General features: G+C 71.3%; 18 protein-coding genes. 4 read left to right on the top strand and 14 right to left on the bottom strand.

Annotated features, from left to right (window positions below; translation table 11 throughout):
• Positions 1-50: 50 nt before the first annotated feature.
• The 5 genes from ABC766_RS16390 to ABC766_RS16410 form a co-directional block, all read right to left on the bottom strand.
• The gene (locus tag ABC766_RS16390; protein ID WP_043351105.1) at positions 51-377 is read right to left on the bottom strand and encodes a hypothetical protein; all 327 of its coding nucleotides are present in this window, start codon (positions 375-377) and stop codon (positions 51-53) included.
• A 175-nt stretch (positions 378-552) separates the two neighbouring features.
• Positions 553-1,026 carry an SRPBCC family protein gene (locus ABC766_RS16395; protein WP_043379349.1) on the bottom strand — a complete coding sequence of 158 codons (474 nt, stop codon included), beginning with the start codon at positions 1,024-1,026 and terminating at the stop codon, positions 553-555.
• Positions 1,027-1,198: 172 nt separating this feature from the next.
• Positions 1,199-1,876, bottom strand: coding sequence for a haloacid dehalogenase type II (locus tag ABC766_RS16400; RefSeq protein ID WP_075381084.1), 678 nt, complete (start codon positions 1,874-1,876; stop codon positions 1,199-1,201).
• A gap of 71 nt (positions 1,877-1,947) precedes the next feature.
• Positions 1,948-3,474, bottom strand: a complete 1,527-nt coding sequence (gene murJ, locus ABC766_RS16405; protein WP_179697490.1) for a murein biosynthesis integral membrane protein MurJ — start codon at positions 3,472-3,474, stop codon at positions 1,948-1,950.
• 200 nt (positions 3,475-3,674) lie between these two features.
• A complete protein-coding gene (locus ABC766_RS16410) occupies positions 3,675-4,274 on the bottom strand; it encodes a superoxide dismutase (protein ID WP_342145407.1) in 600 nt (199 codons plus the stop codon).
• A gap of 301 nt (positions 4,275-4,575) precedes the next feature.
• Between ABC766_RS16410 and ABC766_RS16415 the strand changes: the two genes are divergently transcribed.
• A complete protein-coding gene (locus ABC766_RS16415) occupies positions 4,576-5,448 on the top strand; it encodes a hypothetical protein (protein ID WP_345819026.1) in 873 nt (290 codons plus the stop codon).
• Between the two features lie 130 nt (positions 5,449-5,578).
• Here the strand turns inward: ABC766_RS16415 and ABC766_RS16420 are convergent, their stop codons facing one another.
• The 4 genes from ABC766_RS16420 to ABC766_RS16435 all read right to left on the bottom strand — a co-directional run bounded on the left by ABC766_RS16420 (position 5,579) and on the right by ABC766_RS16435 (position 10,301).
• Positions 5,579-7,294, bottom strand: coding sequence for a sensor histidine kinase (locus tag ABC766_RS16420; RefSeq protein WP_342145405.1), 1,716 nt, complete (start codon positions 7,292-7,294; stop codon positions 5,579-5,581).
• A 169-nt stretch (positions 7,295-7,463) separates the two neighbouring features.
• On the bottom strand, positions 7,464-8,198 hold the full coding sequence (gene trmB / locus ABC766_RS16425; RefSeq protein WP_043759730.1) for a tRNA (guanine(46)-N(7))-methyltransferase TrmB: 735 nt from the start codon (positions 8,196-8,198) through the stop codon (positions 7,464-7,466).
• Between the two features lie 345 nt (positions 8,199-8,543).
• The gene (gene metK / locus ABC766_RS16430) at positions 8,544-9,722 is read right to left on the bottom strand and encodes a methionine adenosyltransferase (protein ID WP_053609375.1); all 1,179 of its coding nucleotides are present in this window, start codon (positions 9,720-9,722) and stop codon (positions 8,544-8,546) included.
• 171 nt (positions 9,723-9,893) lie between these two features.
• On the bottom strand, positions 9,894-10,301 hold the full coding sequence (locus ABC766_RS16435) for a helix-turn-helix domain-containing protein (protein ID WP_043346443.1): 408 nt from the start codon (positions 10,299-10,301) through the stop codon (positions 9,894-9,896).
• A gap of 633 nt (positions 10,302-10,934) precedes the next feature.
• Between ABC766_RS16435 and ABC766_RS16440 the strand changes: the two genes are divergently transcribed.
• The 3 genes from ABC766_RS16440 (at position 10,935) to ABC766_RS16450 (ending at position 14,006) form a co-directional block, all read left to right on the top strand.
• Positions 10,935-11,762: a thermonuclease family protein gene (locus tag ABC766_RS16440; protein WP_427902325.1), complete on the top strand. Its 828-nt coding sequence runs from the start codon at positions 10,935-10,937 to the stop codon at positions 11,760-11,762.
• 5 nt (positions 11,763-11,767) lie between these two features.
• Complete coding sequence (locus tag ABC766_RS16445) at positions 11,768-13,252, top strand: M48 family metalloprotease (protein WP_043379364.1); 1,485 nt, start codon at positions 11,768-11,770, stop codon at positions 13,250-13,252.
• A 73-nt stretch (positions 13,253-13,325) separates the two neighbouring features.
• The gene (locus tag ABC766_RS16450) at positions 13,326-14,006 is read left to right on the top strand and encodes a glutathione S-transferase family protein (protein ID WP_345819033.1); all 681 of its coding nucleotides are present in this window, start codon (positions 13,326-13,328) and stop codon (positions 14,004-14,006) included.
• A gap of 31 nt (positions 14,007-14,037) precedes the next feature.
• Here ABC766_RS16450 and ABC766_RS16455 read toward each other — a convergent pair whose 3' ends face one another.
• From ABC766_RS16455 to ABC766_RS16475, 5 genes are all read right to left on the bottom strand, one after another.
• Entirely contained in the window at positions 14,038-14,193 is a 156-nt protein-coding gene (locus ABC766_RS16455) for a hypothetical protein (protein WP_167380420.1), read from the bottom strand.
• 85 nt (positions 14,194-14,278) lie between these two features.
• A complete protein-coding gene (locus ABC766_RS16460; RefSeq protein ID WP_043346438.1) occupies positions 14,279-14,716 on the bottom strand; it encodes an EamA family transporter in 438 nt (145 codons plus the stop codon).
• A gap of 188 nt (positions 14,717-14,904) precedes the next feature.
• Positions 14,905-17,172 (bottom strand): xanthine dehydrogenase family protein molybdopterin-binding subunit, encoded by a 2,268-nt coding sequence (locus ABC766_RS16465; RefSeq protein WP_345819037.1) that lies wholly within the window; start codon positions 17,170-17,172, stop codon positions 14,905-14,907.
• Between the two features lie 8 nt (positions 17,173-17,180).
• Positions 17,181-18,188: an FAD binding domain-containing protein gene (locus ABC766_RS16470; RefSeq protein ID WP_043354027.1), complete on the bottom strand. Its 1,008-nt coding sequence runs from the start codon at positions 18,186-18,188 to the stop codon at positions 17,181-17,183.
• Positions 18,185-18,709: a (2Fe-2S)-binding protein gene (locus ABC766_RS16475; RefSeq protein WP_043379471.1), complete on the bottom strand. Its 525-nt coding sequence runs from the start codon at positions 18,707-18,709 to the stop codon at positions 18,185-18,187. Before ABC766_RS16475 ends, ABC766_RS16470 begins: the two co-directional genes overlap by 4 nt.
• Positions 18,710-18,820 lie beyond the last annotated feature (111 nt).

Consider the following 18,820-nt stretch of genomic DNA (forward strand, 5'->3'; position numbering starts at 1 on the left):
CGCCGCGCCCCCGGGGGACACGGCGCCGGTCGCGCGACCGCGCGGATGCCTTACTCGCAGACCTCGACGCGGCGGTAGGTGAACTCGCCGTCGCCGAGCCATTCCTTGCGGCGCTCGTAGTGGCAGATCGGGCCGCGGCGCTCGCGCACCACGATGGTCTCGGGCTCCTCGACCACGACACGGCGCGGGCGGTACTCCGGCGGGGGCGGCGGGGGCGGCGGGTTCGCGCCGTTGACGAGGGCGCTGCCGACCATGCCGCCGACGACGCCGGCCGCGAGGCCGCCGACGATGGCACCGGTCTGGTCGCGGGCGGTGGCCGGGGCGACCGCACCGAGCACCAGGGTCGCCGCGAGGGCTGCGGCCCCAGCGCGAATCATCGTGAAGGAACCGTTCAAGGACACGCGAAAGATCTCCCGTTCGTGTTGAGGACGATCCAACACCGGGAGGATTAAGAATCCCCGAAGTGGGCCAATTGAATTGTGTGCCGGATATGGCATCGGCCCGTCCGAAGTTCCTGGGCGGAGGCGCGCAGGGCTCGCCTCCGCCGGCCGGCTACTTCGCCTTGTCGGCGATGCCCTTCAGGCCGGCCTCATAGACGCCCGCGATGGCCTCTTCCGCTTTCGCGTCGGGAGCGCCCTTGGCCTTGAACGTCCCTTTCCAGGTCACCTTGGAACCGCTGCCGGCCTTCGCGACCATGATCGTGGAATGATAGTCCGTGACGGGCAGCGGACCTTCCAGGATGGTGTAGGTGTAGTCCATCTTGGTGTCGTTGCGGGATTCCTCCTCCTCGACGATCGTCCCGCCACCCTTCAGGCTGAGCGTCCGGACCGCCTTGCCGCCCTTCTTCGACAGGGCGCATTTCTCGATCACCGGATGCCAGTCGCCGATCCCGCAGAACCCGCCGATCGTCTTCCACACGGCTTCGGGCGACGCGGCCACATCCACCGACTTGGTGACGTCCAGGGCCCAGGCCGGCCCCGCCGCCCCGAGGCAGATCGCGGCGGCCGCCAACAACATACGCTTCATCAGTCGCTTCCTCCCGCTCGACGCTCGATTTCCCGGCGTCCGAGTCAGGCCCAAACCAAGAGCGACACGCCCACGTTGCAAGATCGACTTTAGTCCAAGACGCGGCCGAAAAATTCCGCCCCGGCCGCGCTGCGGGCCAGCCGGTGCACCGCGTCCCCCGCGGGCTCGGATGTCAAAGCAGACCGTCGAGGGCCCCGATCACGACCGTCGGCGCCGAATCCATGTACTCGTCGGGCAGGCCCTTGCGGTTGACCCAGGCGGTCCGGAACCCGAAGACCCCGGCCCCCGCCACGTCCCAGCGGTTCGACGAGCAGAACAGCACGTCGCCCTGCCCCACCGCCAGCCGGGTCAGGGCGATCCGGTAGGCGTCGGGATGGGTCTTGAACACCTGCGCGTCGTCCACCGAGAGAACCGCGTCGAGGTGGTCGGCCAGCCCCGCCGAGGCCACCGCCCGGTCGACCATGGCGGCGTTGCCGTTGGTGAGCACCGCCGTGCGGATCCCGCGCTTGCGCAGGGCCGCCAGCACGCCCGGCACCTCCGGATAGGCATCGAGGTCGCGGTAGGCGTCGAGGAGCCGCTCGCGCAGGCCGGGATCGACCTGCGGGTGGACCGCCAGGGCGTAGTCGAGGGCCCGCACGGTGAGGTCCCAGAAGGCCGCGTACTGGCCCATCAGCGACAGGGTCCAGCTGTATTCGAGCTGCTTGTTGCGCCAGACCTCGGAGAGGTGGGCGGCGTCCGGCCCCACCGCCTCGGCGTAGCGCTGGACCGCGGCGTTCACGTCGAACAGGGTGCCGTAGGCGTCGAACACCGCGGCCTTCACGCCCGCGAGGGGTCCTGATGCGTCGGTCATGGTGTTCCTCACTCGGTGCTCTCGCCCGATCTGGGGCCGAACCCGCGCTGCGGCGAGCCCGGCCGGGTCACTCAGGCCCGGCGCAGGCGCAGGCCGAACAGGTGCAGAAGGCCCGCCAGCAGGCCGCCATAGACCAGCGCCCCCACGAGCCCCAGCACCGCCAGGACGACGAGGTCGCGCCCGTGCGGGAGGGCCGGCACCAGCGCCTGGACGAGTCCCTGGCCGAAGACGGCGACCGCCGCCAGCCCGAGGCAGGCCAGGGCCACCCCGGCGACGGTGAGGCCGAGCGTGCGCCCCGGCGCCGTCCAGTTCCGGCGCTTGGCCAGGACGAGCAGCAGCAGCAGGTTCACCCATTGGCTGACCGCGGTGGCGAGCGCCAGCCCGGTGACGCCGTAGGGGCCGGTCAGCCAGAGCTTCAGGACCACGTTGACGCCGATCGCCGTGAGGGAGGCCCAGAGCGGCGTCTTGGTGTCCTGGCGGGCGTAGAAGCTCGCCACGGCGCTGCGCACCAGCACCACCGCCGGCAGCGCCAGCCCGTAGGCCGCCAGCACCGAGGCCGCCCGGGCCGCATCCTCGGCGCTGAAGGCGCCGCGCTGGAACAGGGCCGCCATGATCAGGCCCGGGATGGTCAGGAAGGCCACGGTGAACGGCGCCGACAGGGCCAGGGAGAAGCCCGCGGCCCGGTTCTGCGCCGCGTGGGCCCCGGCCACGTCGCCGGCCGCGATCCGGCGGCTCATCTCCGGCAGCAGGACGGTGCCGGCCGCGATGGCGATGACGCCGAAGGGCAGCTGGTAGAGCCGGTCGGCGTAGTAGAGCGCCGAGACCGCCCCGGTGGGCAGCCAGCTCGCGATGATTGTGTCGGCGAAGGCCGCGATCTGGAAGCCGGCCGAGCCGACCACCGCCGGACCGAGCACCGTGAAGAAGCGCTTCAGCGCCGGATCGAGGCGCGGGACGGCGAGGTCCGGCATCACCCGGACCCGGCGGCAGCCCCACCAGAGCAGGCCGAACTGGAGCACGCCCGAGACGGCGACGCCCCAGGCGGCGGCGTAGGCGGCGTTCGGGAACAGGAAGCTCACACTCAAGGCCGCCAGCATGGCGAGGTTGAGCAGGACCGGGGCGCCCGCCGCCACCGCGAAGTGCCGGTGGGCGTTCAGGATGCCCGACAGCAGCGTCACCAGCGTCATGAACAGCAGGTACGGGAAGGTGATGCGGGTCAGCGCCACGGCGAGCTGGAAGCGCTCGCCGTCCTCGGCAAAGCCCGGCGCCAGGGCGTGGACCACCCAGGGCATGGCCGGCAGGGCGAGATTGAGCAGCACGAGCTGCACGATCAGCATCAGGGTGAAGACGCGGTCGGCGAAGCGGTGCGCCGCCCCGGGCTCGCCGGCCTCCGCGAGCCCGGCATAGGCCGGCACGAAGGCGGTGTTGAACGCGCCCTCGCCGAAGATCGCGCGGAAGTGGTTCGGGAGCCGGAAGGCGACCACGAAGGCGTCGGCCATGGGCCCGGCGCCCATCACGGCGGCCATCACCACGTCGCGGGCGAAGCCGGTGACGCGGGAGACCAGCGTCCAGCCGCCGACGGACAGGATGGAGCGGATCATCGGGCAGGGCGCTCGCTCACCCCCTCCCCCCGCAGCGGGGGCGGGCGGGAGCACGGTCGAAGCGTCGCGCGTGTCGATCGAAAGGAAATGGCCGGCCCCTTCTGCACCGGGTCATCCGGCCTCGGGCGCATCAAGAGCCGGTTTCGTGCGCCACCTCAAGGGTGCCGCGGACACAGGGTCCGCGGCACCGGCGATGCGCCTCAGCGGGTCGCCTCGGCGTACATCTTCTCGACGTGCTCCCAGTTCACGAGGTTCTCGATGAACGCCTTGAGGTAGTCGGGCCGGCGGTTGCGGTAGTCGATGTAGTAGGAGTGCTCCCACACATCGACGCCGAGGATCGGCTTGGCGCCGTGGACCAGCGGGTTCTCGCCGTTCGGGGTCTTCATGATCACGAGCTTGCCGTCCTTGACGGCGAGCCACGCCCAGCCCGAGCCGAACTGGCCGACGCCCGCCTGGATGAAGTCCGCCTTGAACTTCTCGGCGCCGCCGAGATCCTCGTCGATCTTCTTGGCGATCGCGCCGGGGATCGCGCCGCCGCCATTCGGCTTCATCCACTGCCAGAAGTGGATGTGGTTGTAGTGCTGGCCGGCGTTGTTGAAGAGCGGCTGATTCGTGTTGTAGGCGGCCTTGACGATCTCCTCGACGCTCTTGCCCTGGAGATCCGTGCCCTCAAGCAGCTTGTTGCCCGTGTCGACATAGGCCTTGTGGTGCTTGTCGTGGTGGAACTCGAGGGTTTCCTTCGACATGTACGGCCCCAGCGCGTCGTAGGCGTAGGGCAGTTCCGGCAGGGTGAAGGTCATCGCGTCTTTCTCCGCTTAGCAGGGGGCGGCCTCGTCCCCGGCGGGGGGTCCCGAGTCGAGAGCCCGCTAGGTAAGTCGGTGACCGCGGGACGGCAACGCCGTTCGGCCGCAGCGCGGGACGTTCCGTCGATCCCGAAGCCGCGGCGGCGGATCGGTCCGCGCGGCGGATTGCCGGGTGAGATCCGGACTATTCCGCTTTCCCGGACAATCTCAGCTCCGAGTTTTGCAATATGACCGGTAGGCCTTACTGTGCGACCGCCTTGAGTGCCGGCCGTCAGCCGGCCCGTGTCTAGAGAGTATCATGATCGCTGCGCTGTTCGCGCTCGCCGCCGCCATGATCATCGGGGGCTGCGCCGCCGTGATCCAGGGCTTCCCGTACGTGCGTCTGGAGAGCGGGCTCGCGATGGTGATCGCGGGGTCGGTGGCGGCCTCGTCGGGTGCGGTCCTCCTCGGCCTCGGCGTGGTGACCCTCGGTTTCCGACGGGTCGAACGGGCGATCGGGCGGGGTCCGATGGCCGGCCCGCGGGAGGCCACCGCGGGCGCCGCACCGACGATGTCCCCCGACGAGGGCCGGATCCGGCTGCCGCCGGTCCTGCCGGCGGCGCCCGCCTTCATCGTGCCCTCGGTGGTGGAGCCGGCCTTCGACCCCGAGCGCCCCCGGATCGAGCCGAACCTGGAACTTCGGGCCGACGAGGCCCGCGCGCCCGTCGCGGGCCCCTCCTTGGCCGAGGTGGAGAGACCCGTTCCGGCCGAGCCGCCGCCGCTGCATGTGGCGCCTCCCGTCCACGTGGCGGAGCCGATCCGCGCAGCCGCGCCGGAAGCCCCGAAGGCCGAAGCCGCGATCGCGCCCGACGACGACCTGTTCGCCGCCCCCGAGCCGCCTCCGGAATCCCGGTCGGAGGAGCCCCATAAGGGGCCGCAGGAGGGACCGCAGGAGGAGACACCCGCCCTGCGCCCGAGCCTCGACACTCCCCCCGAGCCCGAGCCGGCTCCGAAGCCCGCCACGCGCACCGTGGTGGGGCGCTACGCCTCGGGCGGCAACACCTACGTGATGTTCGAGGACGGCTCGATCGAGGCTGAGACGCCGCAGGGCCGCTTCACCTTCGGGTCGCTCGACGAGCTGAAGGCCTTCGTGGATGGCGGCGGCGAGGCCGGGACCCGCGGCGCGGCCTGACCCCCGCGTCCGCGCGCGCGCAGCGCAGCGACCCAGGGCCGCGCGCCGTCTGCGGGCGCGGTGCGCTGCTCGATGGCCCCGGCCCCCGCAAGGACGGTGACCTGTCCGAGCCGGCGGCGGGGACGCGGCCTCACACCAGCGGGTTGAGGCTGTCGTTGCGCGGCGGGATCGGCGCCCGCATCGTCAGGGCGAAACCGCCGGGGGCGTAGTCGGTCGTCACCTCGGCCTGGACCTGGGTGATCAGGACGCGCTGCAGCAGGCGCGACCCGAAACCCTGACGGCTCGGCGGCGAGACGGGGGGACCGCCCGTCTCACGCCAGGAGAACCGCAGGATCCCGGCCGGTCCGCCGGGCTCCAGCGACCATTCCACCGCCACCCGCCCGGTGCGGTTCGAGAGCGCCCCGTACTTCGCGGCGTTGGTGGTCAGTTCGTGGATCGCCATGCCGATCGGGACCGCGATCTCGGAGGGCAGGTCGATCGCCGGCCCGTCGAGGCTGATGCGGCCCTCGGCGCCGCCGTCCGGCGCCACCTCCGCGTAGGGCTTCAGCTCGTTGCGCAGGAGGTTGGCCAGGGACGCCATCTGCCACGTGTCCTCGGTGAGGACCGAGTGCGTGTGCGCCAGGGATTTGATGCGCCCGACGAACGCCTCGTAGAAGCTCTCGATGCTCGACGCCGTCCGCGCCGTGGAGCCGACGATGGCCTGGACGGTGGCCAGCGTGTTCTTCACCCGGTGATGCAGTTCCCGGATCAGCAGGCTCTGGCGCTCCTCAGCGACCCGGCGGTCGGTCACGTCCGCCACGACGCCGATCAGGCGGCGCGGCAGGCGGCCGGGGGCGTCGCGCTCGAACCGCCCGGCCATGTCGATCGTGCGCCACACGCCGTCGGACTTGCGCCGGATCCGGCCGCTGATGTGGAGATCCCCGTCCTCCCGCAGCGCCTTGGAGATCGCCCGGCGGACCGCGGGACGGTCTTCGGGATGGAGGATGTCGTTGAGGAACTCGGTCTTGCCGATCGTCCCGTCCTCGGGCGTGTGCCCGAAGATCTCGTACATGTGCTCGTTCTCCCAGATCGCCTGGTCCTCGAGCATGTGCCACTCGAAGATCCCGAGCTTGGCGACCGTGGTCGCGACCCGCAGGCGCTGGTCGCGGGACAGGATCTCGTCCCGGGCCTCGACCCGTGTGGTGATGTCCTGGATGACGCCGACCATACTGGCCGGTCTGCCGTCCGGGCCCGGCACGGCCTGTCCCCGCACCCGCAGGATCACGGAGCGCCCCGCCACCGTCGTGGCCGTGTCGAACTGATAGGGCTCTTCGGTTCCGGCCGCGTCGTCGATGAGCGCGCTCAGGCGGGTGAGTTCCGCCTGCGACAGGCCGGTCTTGAGCGCCTCCCACGAGACGGAGCGACCCGGCGGCCGGCCGAGGATCCGGGCGGCGCGGCGCGACAGGGTGAGAAGGCCCGTCGCCCGGTCCCAGCGCCATTCCCCGAGCCCGGCGGCCGCCAGCGCCTCCCGGTTCGCCTCGGAATGGGCGGCCGCATCCACGTCGACCGCCTCGACGACCAGGGTCAGGCCTGCGCGCCGGACCCGCACGTCGAGGGAGGTGCCGTCCGAGCGGCGCCAGAACTGGAGGCCGTCCCGGAGCCCCTCCGGTCCCTCGGTCAGGAGATCGGTGGCCGGCCGCCCGGGCAGGGTGCCCTGCGGCCAGCCGAGGAGATCGTGCAGCGCCCGATTGGCGGCAGCGATCGTCGCCTCGTCCGTCGACAGCACGACGAGGCCGATCGCGGCGTCGTCGAAGCCGGTGCGGGACGGGTCCGCCGCCGCCGGGTCCTGCCCCACCCTCTCATTCACTCGGAAGAATCCTCGAACGTGCCGTGGCACGCTCCCGCCGGAGATGAACCCCGCCCAGCGATCCGCAACCGCGGCGGGACTTCAGGATGGCGATCGAGCGTGACTGTGGCAAGGCGTTCCGCTCCGCCTGCGGCGACCGGGCGCCCGGGCGGCGCGATCGAGGCCGGTCTCAGCGCGGATGCCGGGCGAATTCCAGGTAGGTGGGCCGCCGCCCCGCGTCCAGCGCCTTGGCCTCGTAGCGCGTGCCGGGCCAACCCGGGAAGGGCTGCGTCCAGTCCTGCGCACCCCGTGCCGTCCAGGTGAGGTCCGGGCAGCGCGCGGCCCGGACCAGCGTCCAGCCGGCGTAGTCGTCGATGTCGCTGGCGAAGCGGAACAGGCCGCCATCCTTCAGCACCCGGCCGATCTCGGCGAGCGAGGCATCGGAGACGAAGCGGCGCTTGCGCTGCCGGCGCTTGGGCCAGGGATCGGGATAGAGCAGGTAGACCCGATCGAGGCAGGCATCCGGCAGGCGCGCCAGGAGGGCGGTCACGTCCGCGTCGCGGATGCGGACGTTGCGCAGACCCTGCGCCTCGATCGCCGCCAGCAGCTTGACCACACCGTTCACGAAGGGCTCGGCGCCGATGATGCCGACGGTCGGCTGCGCGGCCGCCTGGGCGGCGAGGTGCTCGCCGCCGCCGAAGCCGATCTCCAGCCAGAGCGCCTCGGGCGGCGCCGCCATCGCGGGAAACAGCGTCCGCGGATCGAGGGGCCGGTCGTCCGGCGGCAGGTCGATGCGCAGGGCCGGCAGAAGCTCGGCGAGCCGGCGCTCCTGCTGGCCGCGCAGGCGCTTGCCCTTGCGCCGGCCGAAGAAGGCGCGCTCCAGCTCCTCGGCCGGCGGTGCGGCGCGTCCAGACGTGTCAGACATGGTCACGGTGCGCCGTCGAAGGGCTTGCGCATCTCAGCGGGGTTGCTCGGCGGCGTGGGGCCTTCGTCCCGTGCCGGTGTCTCGCGCCGTCGGTCCGGGGGCCGCGGGCAAGCCCGGATCCGGGATCGCCGTCCCGACGCAGATCCGGATCCGCCGGCGCGTCTGGATGCGGACTCCGCGGGGCGGCCCCGGATGACGCAGCGGTTGCCGGCCCGAGCCGGCCATCGGTCGGACCCAGGCATGGGGGCGCCGATCGCGGTGGGTGTGCGTCCGGCGCAGGCCCCGGACGACACCGGAACCGGCGCTGCCCCGAACCCGCTCCGCGGGTCCGGGGCGATTCCGTCGTCAGGCGAGGGCGGACTTCAGCTTGCCGGCGAGGTCGGTCCGCTCCCAGGAGAAGCCGCCATCGGCCTCCGGGGCGCGGCCGAAATGGCCGTAGGCCGAGGTGCGCGCGTAGATCGGCTTGTTGAGGCCGAGCGCCGTGCGGATGCCGCGGGGCGACAGGTCCATGGCGTCCATCAGCACGGCTTCGAGCTTGGCCTCGTCCACGTTCCCGGTGCCGTGCAGGTCCACGTAGATCGAGAGCGGCTTCGAGACGCCGATCGCGTAGGCGAGCTGGATCGTGGCGCGGCTGGCGAGGCCCGCGGCCACCACGTTCTTGGCGAGGTAGCGCGCCGCGTAGGCCGCCGAGCGGTCGACCTTCGTCGGATCCTTGCCGGAGAACGCGCCGCCGCCATGCGGGGCCGCGCCGCCGTAGGTGTCGACGATGATCTTGCGGCCGGTGAGGCCGGCATCGCCGTCCGGACCGCCGATCACGAACTTGCCGGTCGGGTTCACGTGCCAGGCCGTGCCCTCGTTGACCCAGCCCTGCGGCAGGGCCTTGAGGATGTAGGGCTCGACGATGGCGCGCACGTCCGCGGAATCGAGGGACTCGTCGAGGTGCTGCGTCGACAGCACGATCTGCGTGACCTCGACCGGGCGGCCGTTCTCATAGCGGACCGTGACCTGGCTCTTGGCGTCGGGCCCGAGCTTGGCGGCGTCGCCCTGCTTCGCCTTGCGGGCGTCGGCGAGGTCCTTGAGGATCTTGTGGGCGTAGAAGATCGGCGCCGGCATCAGCTCGGGGGTCTCGTCGGCGGCGTAGCCGAACATGATGCCCTGGTCGCCCGCGCCCTCGTCCTTGTTGCCGGCGGCGTCCACGCCCTGGGCGATGTCGGCCGACTGGGCGTGCAGGTAGATGGCGACGTCGTTGTTCTTCCAGTGGAAGCCCGACTGCTCGTAGCCGATATCCTTCACGGCCTCGCGGGTCAGGGCCTCGAGGTCCTTGAAGGTGACCGAATCGGGCCCGCGCACCTCGCCGGCGATGACGACGCGGTTGGTGGTGGCGAGGGTCTCGACGCCGAGCCGTGCCTCCGGCATCGCCGCGAGATAGGCGTCGACGACGGTGTCGGAGATTCTATCGCAGACCTTGTCGGGGTGCCCCTCGGACACGGACTCGCTGGTGAACAGATAGTTTGAGCGCGGCATCAGACGGCCTCGGTTTCAGAGGTACGCCGTCGCGATCGCGGCGTTAGACCCTTCATGGGGCGGGCGTTCTCGCACCCGAGCAGTGGACGGTCAAGATGGAGGAACGAACGGATCCGCTATAACGAACGAAACGACCGAAAGAACGGCCGCCCCGGGGATCCCGCCGCGGCCTCAACCGCCGATCTTGCTCTCCAGGGCGCGGATGGCGTCGGCCACGTCGCGGCGCGCTTCCTCGGAGAAGTTTTCGGTGATGTGACGGCCCACGATTTCGGCCAGCCCCTTCAGGCCGCCATCCGACAGGGCGGATTGCTCGCGCTCGCCGAAGCCCGGCGCGACGAAGTCATCGTTCCGGGGCATGCCTTTGAAGAAGTAATCCATCGGCACGCCGGTCATCCGCGAGAAGATATCGAGATGGACGGCGCTGATCCGGTTGGTGCCCTTCTCATACTTCTGGAGCTGGGCAGCAGACATACCGAAGCTCTGCGCGACGCGGCGCTGTGTGAGCGACGCCTTCCGGCGCTGCTCGGCGATGCGTTGCCCGACATAGACGTCGCGCTGATCGGTCTTCTGGCCCGCCATGAAGTGCTCGTCCACCCCCGCCATGAATCCTGGCAGCAAAGCTTAGCGCGGCCCTCGGTACTTGTCACCGGCAGGCGGTCACCGTGGCGGACGATTTGCGCGCGGCTCCGCGGCCGGAGAGAATTGCAAGACGCGAAAACTTGGCGTCCCCGGCAGGGCTCGAACCTGCGACCCCAGGTTTCATACCACTTCGGCTTTCGCCGCCGCGTCCCGAAGGCTCGCGTTCGTGGCCTGGACTATCCCTTCACCGTGGACTGGATCCCTCCAGCCGTTAGGTGCCGCCCGTCTAGTCTCTACACCTTCCCGCCGGGGCACCGTCGGGCTTGGCTCGGGATCGGCAGAGCATCGGACGCCTGAGCGCCGATGCCGGAAGCTTTCCCCGACTTTGAGCGGATCCGCCGCGTGGTTTCCCGACGCGACGCCCAATTGAACCTGCTTAGGAAACCTGTGCTCTGTCCAGCTGAGCTACGGAGACAACCGCGTGCTCCATAGCATTCTCCCCGTCCGAGGCCAACCGCGCCCGGTGGAAAGGCGGACGGCCGGGGCTCGCGGCCTCGGGGGTGTTCCATGGGCGGGATCACGGGCTGGAAGAGACAGCGGAGCGCGGCAGCGGCGCGGGTGGTGCGCGCGGGGATGCGCGCGGCGGTGCGCGCGGTCGTGCTCACGGCCTCCCTCGCCGCGACGCCGGGCGTCCTGCCGGTCCGGGCCGCCCCGCGGACCAGCCTGTCCGAATGCATGGCGGGGCCGGCGCGCGTCGAGGTCATCGCGGGGATCGGTCCCCGGGGGGAGATCCGCCTCGCGTCGGGCGTCCGGGCGGTGCCGGACTCGCTGCGGTGGCCGGACGCGCCGGAGGCCGCATCCGCGGCCCAGGCCTGGCTGGAGGCCCGTCTGGGCGCCAGGGTCACGATGATTCCGCGCGGGCAACCCGACCGCTGGGATCGGGTGCGGGCCGATCTCCTGATCGCGGAGGGTGAGGAGGATCTGGCGGGCGGCCTCATCGGGGCGGGCCTCGCCGTCGCGGACGCGAACGAGGCCGATTCGCTCTGCCGCCCCGCCCTGCGCCTCGTGGAGGCGGCGGCCCGCGCGCGCAGGCTCGGCCTCTGGCGCGCGCCGCTTCCAGGGGCGCAGGACGGCCCGGCGCTCCGGGCGAAGGCGGGGCATTTCGTCGTCGTGGAGGGGCGCATCCGCCATATCGGCGAGCGGGGGGCGCGCACCTATCTCGATTTCGCGGCCCGGGGCACGGACGGGCTCACGGTGACGGTATCGAAACGCACTTGGCGAATGATGCGCGCCCGTGGTTTGAGTGCGGCCTCGCTCGAAGACCGGCGCGTGCGGGTGCGCGGCCTCCTCGAGGTCCGGCGCGGCCCGACCTTGGAGGCCGCCGTCGACGGGATCGAGGTTCTGGACGAGGCGGACCGGCCGGAGGCCGGTCCGGACGGGGAACGGGAATTGCGGCGCTGATCGCGATGGGCGGGATCACGGGTCACATCATCGGGGCGTGCGTCCACGGGGCGGGACGCCGCCCGCGCGGTGCGGCGGCGCTCGGCGGGCTCGCCTTGCTGCTCGGCGCCTGCGTCGCCGACCAGACCGAGGCGACCGTGCGGCCGGCCGTGGTCCGGGTGCCCGCGGAGGCGCCGCGCACGACGGGCCGCGAGCGCGCCGCGGACGCCGACCACCTCAAGCTCGTGGCCTCCTTCGGGGGCGAGGCGCGGGCGCCCAACGTGATGCGGCTGCTCACGGAGGTGACGGACCGCCTCGTGCGGGCCAGCGACCGGCCCGATCAGAGCTACACGGTGACGCTCCTCGATTCGCCGGTGGTCAACGCCTTCGCGCTGCCGAACGGGCGGCTCTACGTGACCCGCGGCCTCGTGGCCCTGGCGAGCGACACCTCCGAGGTGGCCGCCGTCCTGGCGCACGAGATGGCCCACGTGACCCTCAACCACGCCACGGCCCGCAGCGAGCTGGAGCTGCGCTCGGCGCTCGTCAGCCGGGTCGTGGCCGACGTGCTGAACGATCCCGATACCGGCGCGCAGCTCCAGCACCAGTCCCGCTTCGCCCTGGCCCGGTTCTCCCGCGAGCAGGAGCTGGAGGCGGACGCCACCGGCGTGCGCACCCTCGCCAAGGCCGGCTACGATCCGTTCGCGGCCGGGCGCTTCCTCACCGCCCTCAGCCGCTCGACCGGGCTGAAGGCCGGCAGCGCCAACGCGCCCGACATGCTGGCGACCCATCCGGGCACGGCCGAGCGCATCACCCAGGTCACCCGGGCGGCCCGCCGCATCGGCGCGCCGGGCATCGGCACCGACGACCGCGCCACCTACCTCGCGGCGGTGGACGGCCTCGCCTACGGCGACAATCCGCGCGACGGCGCGGTGCGCGGGCACCGCTTCATCCATCCCGGCCTCGGTATCGCCTTCGAGGTGCCGGAGGGCTTCACCCTGGAGAACACCCGCTCGGCGGTGCTCGGGACGACCCAGGACGGCAGCCGGCGCCTGCTGTTCGACCAGATCGAGGCCAAGGAGGGCCAACCCCTCGACGCGGTGCTCAAGGCGAGCTGGAACGACGCCTTCGACCCGGCCGGCTTCGAGACCCGGGAGGTCGGCGGCCACCCGGCGGCCTTCGCGCTGTCGCGGGGGAAGGAGTGGACCTTCCGCCTCGCGGCGATCCGGATCGGCGATTCGACCTACCGGATGATCATGGCCGCCAAGGGCACCGCCGATCCCGACCCGGCCTTCCGCCGCTGGACCGCGACCCTCGTCGCCGTGTCGCCGGACGAGGCGGTCCTGCGTCCCCTGCGGCTGCAGGTGGTCCAGGCGATGTCGGCCAATGCCGAGGATCTCGCCCGCCGCATGGCGGTGCCCGACCGGGCGCTCGACCGGTTCCTCGTCCTCAACGGCCTGGAGCGCGGCGCCGCGCTGGTGCCGGGTCGCGGCTACAAGATCATCGTGGAATAGCCGCCCTGCGCGGCGGCGGCTTGTGCGTTCGCCCGGCCCGGACATCCTGCCGGGGTCGTTCAGGGAGAGCGCCGTGATTCGATTCTTCTACAATCTCAGCCCCAACCCCATGAAGGTCGCCCTCTGCCTCGAGGAGATGGGGCTGCCCTACGAGCCGGTGCCGGTCGATACCCGCAAGGGCGAGCAGTTCGATCCCGCCTACACGGCGGTCAACCCGAACGGGAAGGTGCCGGCGATCGTCGACGGCGACGTGACCGTGTTCGATTCGAACGCGATCCTGATGTATCTGGCGGGCAAGACCGGCCGGTTCCTGCCGGAGGGCGAGCCGGTCCGCGGCGAGATGCTGTCGTGGCTGATGTTCGTGGCGACCGGCATCGGGCCGTTCTCCGGCCAGTGCGTGCATTTCCGCCACTTCGCGCAGGACGGGGGCGCCTACGCCACCGAACGCTACACCTTCGAGGCGCGCCGGCACTGGGGCATCCTCGACCAGCGCCTCGCCGACCGCACCTACGTGCTGGGCGACATCTACACGATCGTCGACATGGCGGTCTGGGGCTGGGCCCGGATGGTGCCGTTCATCCTCGGCGAAGGCGCCTTCGGGGACCTGCCCAACGTCAAGCGCCACCTCGACGCGCTCAACGCGCGGCCGGCCGCGCAGGCCGCCGAGGCGCTGAAGGGCCGCCACGCCTTCAAGGCCGAGATGGACGACGAGGCCCGGAGCTTCATGTTCCGCGCCGTGAACAGCGCCGGCTGACGCTCCGCCGGATCCGACCGCTCCCTTCGCCTCAGGGCGCGGGAGCGGTCACCGTGAGCATCGGCAGGGTGACGGAGAGCGTGCCGGTCGGTGTCCGCTCGGTACCGAGCGTCAAACAGGCGGCGAGGCCGAGACACAGGGCGAGACCGATCAGCGAGGTCTCGAAGCCACGATAGACCCAATCCATGACGGTCCCCTTTCGCGAGGGACCGTCAGGATGCGCTCCACCGGTTAACGGATCTGTGCGCCGGCACGCATCCGCTGACCAGCGCTTACCAGCCGGATGCGACGAGGGCGGCCCCGGCGGCGATCAGGCCGACGCCCATCCAGGCGGCGAGGCTGAGGGTTTCGCCGAGCAGGGTGGCGCCGAGGATCGCCACCAGCACGACGCTGAGCTTGTCGATCGGCGCGACCCGGGCGGCGTCGCCCAGCGACAGGGCCCGGAAGTAGCAGAGCCACGACGCCCCGGTGGCGAGCCCCGACAGGGTGAGGAAGACGAGGCTGCGGCCGGAAATCTGCGCGAGGCCGCCGGCCTGACCGGAGCCGACGACGATCGCCCCGGCAAAGACCAGGATCACGGCGGTCCGCACGAAGGTCGCGACATCCGACTGGACGCCCGAGACCCCGACCTTGGCGAGGATCGCGGTGAGTGCCGCGAAGCCGGCGGCGGCGAGCGCCCAGAAGCGCCAGGAGTGCAGCAGGTGGCTCACGGAGCTCTCACGCCGTTTCGGTTCCGGGCGCTTGGCGCCTTCGCGCGCGGAGCGACAGGCGGAGTGCCACGCCGACCGAGCGCGCACCCCCAGATCGCATCACGGCGCTCGCGATGCGGATGCGCCCATGGACGTTGACGTGGACGTGACCGCCGCGCCCGGGGCGCGGCGGCGCTCGGATCTCGGCTTCAGAGCAGCTTGTCGATCGTGATCGGCAGGTCGCGCACCCGCTTGCCGGTGGCGTGGAACACCGCGTTGGTGATCGCCGCCGCGGTGCCGACGATCCCGATCTCGCCGAGCCCCTTCACGCCGAGCGGGTTCGCCTTGTCCTCCTCCTCCACGAAGATCACGTCGATGTCGTAGATGTCGGCGTTCACCGGCACATGATACTCGCCGAGATTGTGGTTCATGAACCGGCCGATCCGGTGGTCGAGCATCGACTCCTCCTCCAGGGCCGAGCCGATCCCCATGACGACGCCGCCGAGGATCTGGCTGCGCGCGGTCTTCGGGTTGAGCACCTTGCCGGCCGCGATCGCCGAGACGACGCGGGTCACCCGGACCTGACCCAGCTCCTCGTCGACCTTCACCTCCACGAAGATCGCCGAGTGGGTGTAGGCCTCGTATTTCTGATTGAAGTCCTTGTCGGGCCCGGCCTGCTCCACCGCCTCGACCTTGTCGATGCCGGCCGCCTGCATCACCTCGACCAGGGAGACGCTGCGGCCCGGATCGCCGGCAACCGCGATGCGGCCGTCCGCGAAGACGGCCCGGTCGAAGTCGACATTGGCGAGCGGCGAGTTCTCGAGCCCGCGGGCGAGCTTGAACACCTGTTCGCCGACGTTGCGGCAGGCCTTCATCACGGCGGTGCCCGAGGAGGCCGCCGTCCAGGAGCCGCCGGCGACCGGCGCCTCCGGCAGGCGGGTGTCGCCGAGCTTGGTCGTCACCGCGTCCATCGGCAGGCCGAGGGTGTCGGCGGCGATCTGCGTCAGGATCGTATAGGTGCCGGTGCCGATATCGCCGGTGGAATTGCCCACCGTCAGGCGGCCGTCCGGCGTCAGGGTCGCGATGGCGCTCGACTGCATCATCATCGATTCCCAGATGCCGGTGGCCACGCCCCAGCCGACGAGCTCCCGCCCCGCGCGCATGGAGCGGGGCTCGGGATTGCGCTTCGCCCAGCCGAAGCGCTCGGCGCCCTGCCGGAAGCAGCTCTTCAGCTCCTTCGAGCCGAAGGGCTTGTCCTGGGCGGTGGCGTCGGATTCGGCGTAGTTCTTCAGCCGCAGGGCGATCGGGTCCTGGCCGGTCGCATAGGCGAGCTCGTCCATGGCGGTCTCGATGGCGAAGACCCCGGTCACGGCACCGGGGGCGCGCATGTCGCCCGGGGTGGCGGTGTCGAGCTTGGCGATGCGGTAGGTCAGGGCCACGTTCTCGCAGCGGTAGAGAACCCCCGACCAGTTGACGATCACCTCCTGGTAATCCTCGAAGGTGGAGGTGCCCTGGACGGCGTCGTGCCGCAGCGTCGTCAGCGTGCCGTCCGGCTCGGCACCGAGCGCGACGGTCTGGAGCGCCTCGCCCCGGTAGGTGAAGGACCACATCTGGTCGCGGGTCAGGGTGACCCGGACCGAGCGCTTCAGCTCCTGGGCGGCCAGCATCGCCAGGAACGCCTGGTATTGGGGACGCAGGCCGGAGCCGAAGCCGCCGCCGAGATAGGGATTGAGCACCCGGACCTGATCGGGCTTCAGGCCGAACACGTTGACGAGGTACTGGTGGCTGTTCGAGACGCCCTGGATCTTGTCGTAGACCGTGTAGGTCCCGTCCTGCTCCACCACCACCGTGGTGGCGTGCGGCTCCATCGGGTTGTGGTGCTCGTTGGCCATGCTGTAGCCGCCCTGCACGCGGATCGGCGCGCTGCCGAACGCCTGGTCGGCGTCGCCCCACGGAGCCGGCGGCGGCTTGATGCCCTCGCGCTTGGTGGGCGGATCGTAGGCGTCGCCGCGCACGGCCTTGAGGTCGGTGACGGGCTCCTGCATCGCGTAGCTGACGCGGACGAGGGACGCGGCGTAGCGCGCGGTCTCGAAATCTTCCGCCACCACCAGGGCGACCGGCTGGCCGCTGAACACGATCAGGTCGTCGTAGAGGGCGCGGAAGGGCGAGCCGGGGGGCGCCACCGCGTCCTGGAAGTTCTTGTCCCGCCACGCGGTGCGCGGCCGGTTCGCGTGGGTAATGACCTTGAGGACGCCCGGGACCGCCTCGGCCTCGGCGGACTCGATGGCGGTGATCCGGCCCTTGGCGATGGAGCTGGACACCACATAGCCGTAGGCGAGGTCGGGCGCGGCGAACTCGCCCGCGTACTTGGCGAGGCCGGTGACCTTGGCGGGCCCGTCGATGCGGCTGCGCGGCGTGCCGACGAAGGTGTCGCGGCCGGTGGAGCTGAAGGTCTGGGGGTTCGAGGTCTGGGTCATGGCGGGGCCTACTGGATGCGCTTGTCGCTGAGCGACTGGGGCGTGCCGGCGGCGGCCTGTTCGAGGCCGCGCACGATGGCCCGCCGGGCGAGATCGATCTTGAAGCCGTTCTCCGATTGCGGCTTGGCTTCCGCGACGATCAGGTCGGCCGCGTCTTGGAAGCTGGCGCGGGTGGCGGGCTTGCCTTCGAGCAGGGCCTCGGCCTCGCGGTTGCGCCAGGGCTTGTGGGCGACGCCGCCCAGCGCGAGGCGCGCGGTCTTGATCCGGTCGCCGTCGAGTTCGAGCCCCGCCGCCACCGAGACCAGCGCGAAGGCGTAGGACAACCGGTCGCGCAGCTTCAGGTAGGTGAAGTGCTGCGGGAAGCGGCTCTCCGGCAGGTCCACCGACACGACGATCTCGCCGGGGGCGAGGTTCGTGTCCGTCTCGGGGGACTCCCCCGGCAGGCGGTGGAATTCGGAGAACGGGATCGACCGCTCGCCCTGCGGCCCGTTCACCTGCACGGTGGCCTCCAGGGCGGCCAGCGCGATGCACATGTCGGAGGGGTGCGTGGCGATGCACTTGTCGCTCGTGCCGAAGATCGCGTGGATGCGGTTCATCCCGCCGATCGCCGGGCAGCCGGAGCCGGGCGCGCGCTTGTTGCAGGGCGTGGCCACGTCGTAGAAATAGTAGCAGCGGGTCCGCTGCAGCAGGTTGCCGCCCGTGGAGGCGGCGTTGCGCAGCTGCGCCGAGGCGCCGGCCAGGATGGCGTTGCGCAGGAGCGGATAGCGCGCCGTCACTCTGTCGTCGTACGCCACCTTGGCGTTGGTCACCAGCGCCCCGATCCGGAGCCCGTCCCCGTGCGCCTCGATCCGGTCGAGGGGCAGGTGGGTGATGTCGATCAGCCGGCCCGGCTTCTCGACCTCGTACTTCATCAGGTCGATCAGGTTGGTGCCGCCGGCGATGAAGCGGGCCCCGGCCCCGAAGGCCTGCACCGCCTCCGCCACCGTGCCGGCGCGGACGTAATCGAAGCGGTTCATCGGGCGTCTCCCTGCATGACGTCCTCGATGGCGTCGACGATGTTGGTGTAGGCGCCGCAGCGGCAGAGGTTGCCGCTCATCGCCTCGCGGATCTCGTCCCGGGTGTGGGCGTGGCCCTCGTTCATCAGGCCCACCGACGAGCAGAGCTGGCCGGGCGTGCAGTAGCCGCACTGGAAGGCGTCGTGCTCGATGAACGCCTCCTGTATCGGGTGGAGGGCGTTGCTGCCCGCCCGGTCGCCGAGGGCGGCGAGCCCTTCGACCGTGGTGATCTCGGCCCCGTCCTTCATCACCGCGAGGGTCAGGCAGGAATTCACCCGGGTGCCGTTCACCAGCACCGTGCAGGCGCCGCACTGGCCGTGGTCGCAGCCCTTCTTGGTGCCGGTGAGGTCGAGCCGCTCGCGCAGCAGGTCGAGGAGCGTGGTCCAGGGCGCGACGCGGAGTTCGCGCCGCTGCCCGTTGATCGTCAGCGTGATGCCGATGGGCGTATCCGCCGACACCGGCGGCTGGGTCTCGAGTCGCATGATGTCGTCCACGGTCTGGGCCGGCCGGGGCCGGGCGGGAACGGATCGGCCGAAGCGGCAACCGGCAGAGACGCGCGGGCACCGGCCTGAGGGCTCGATCGATAACCATTC

Origin of the sequence: Methylobacterium fujisawaense (genome assembly GCF_039619325.1) — a bacterium.
GTDB classification, from domain to species: Bacteria; Pseudomonadota; Alphaproteobacteria; order Rhizobiales; family Beijerinckiaceae; genus Methylobacterium; species Methylobacterium fujisawaense.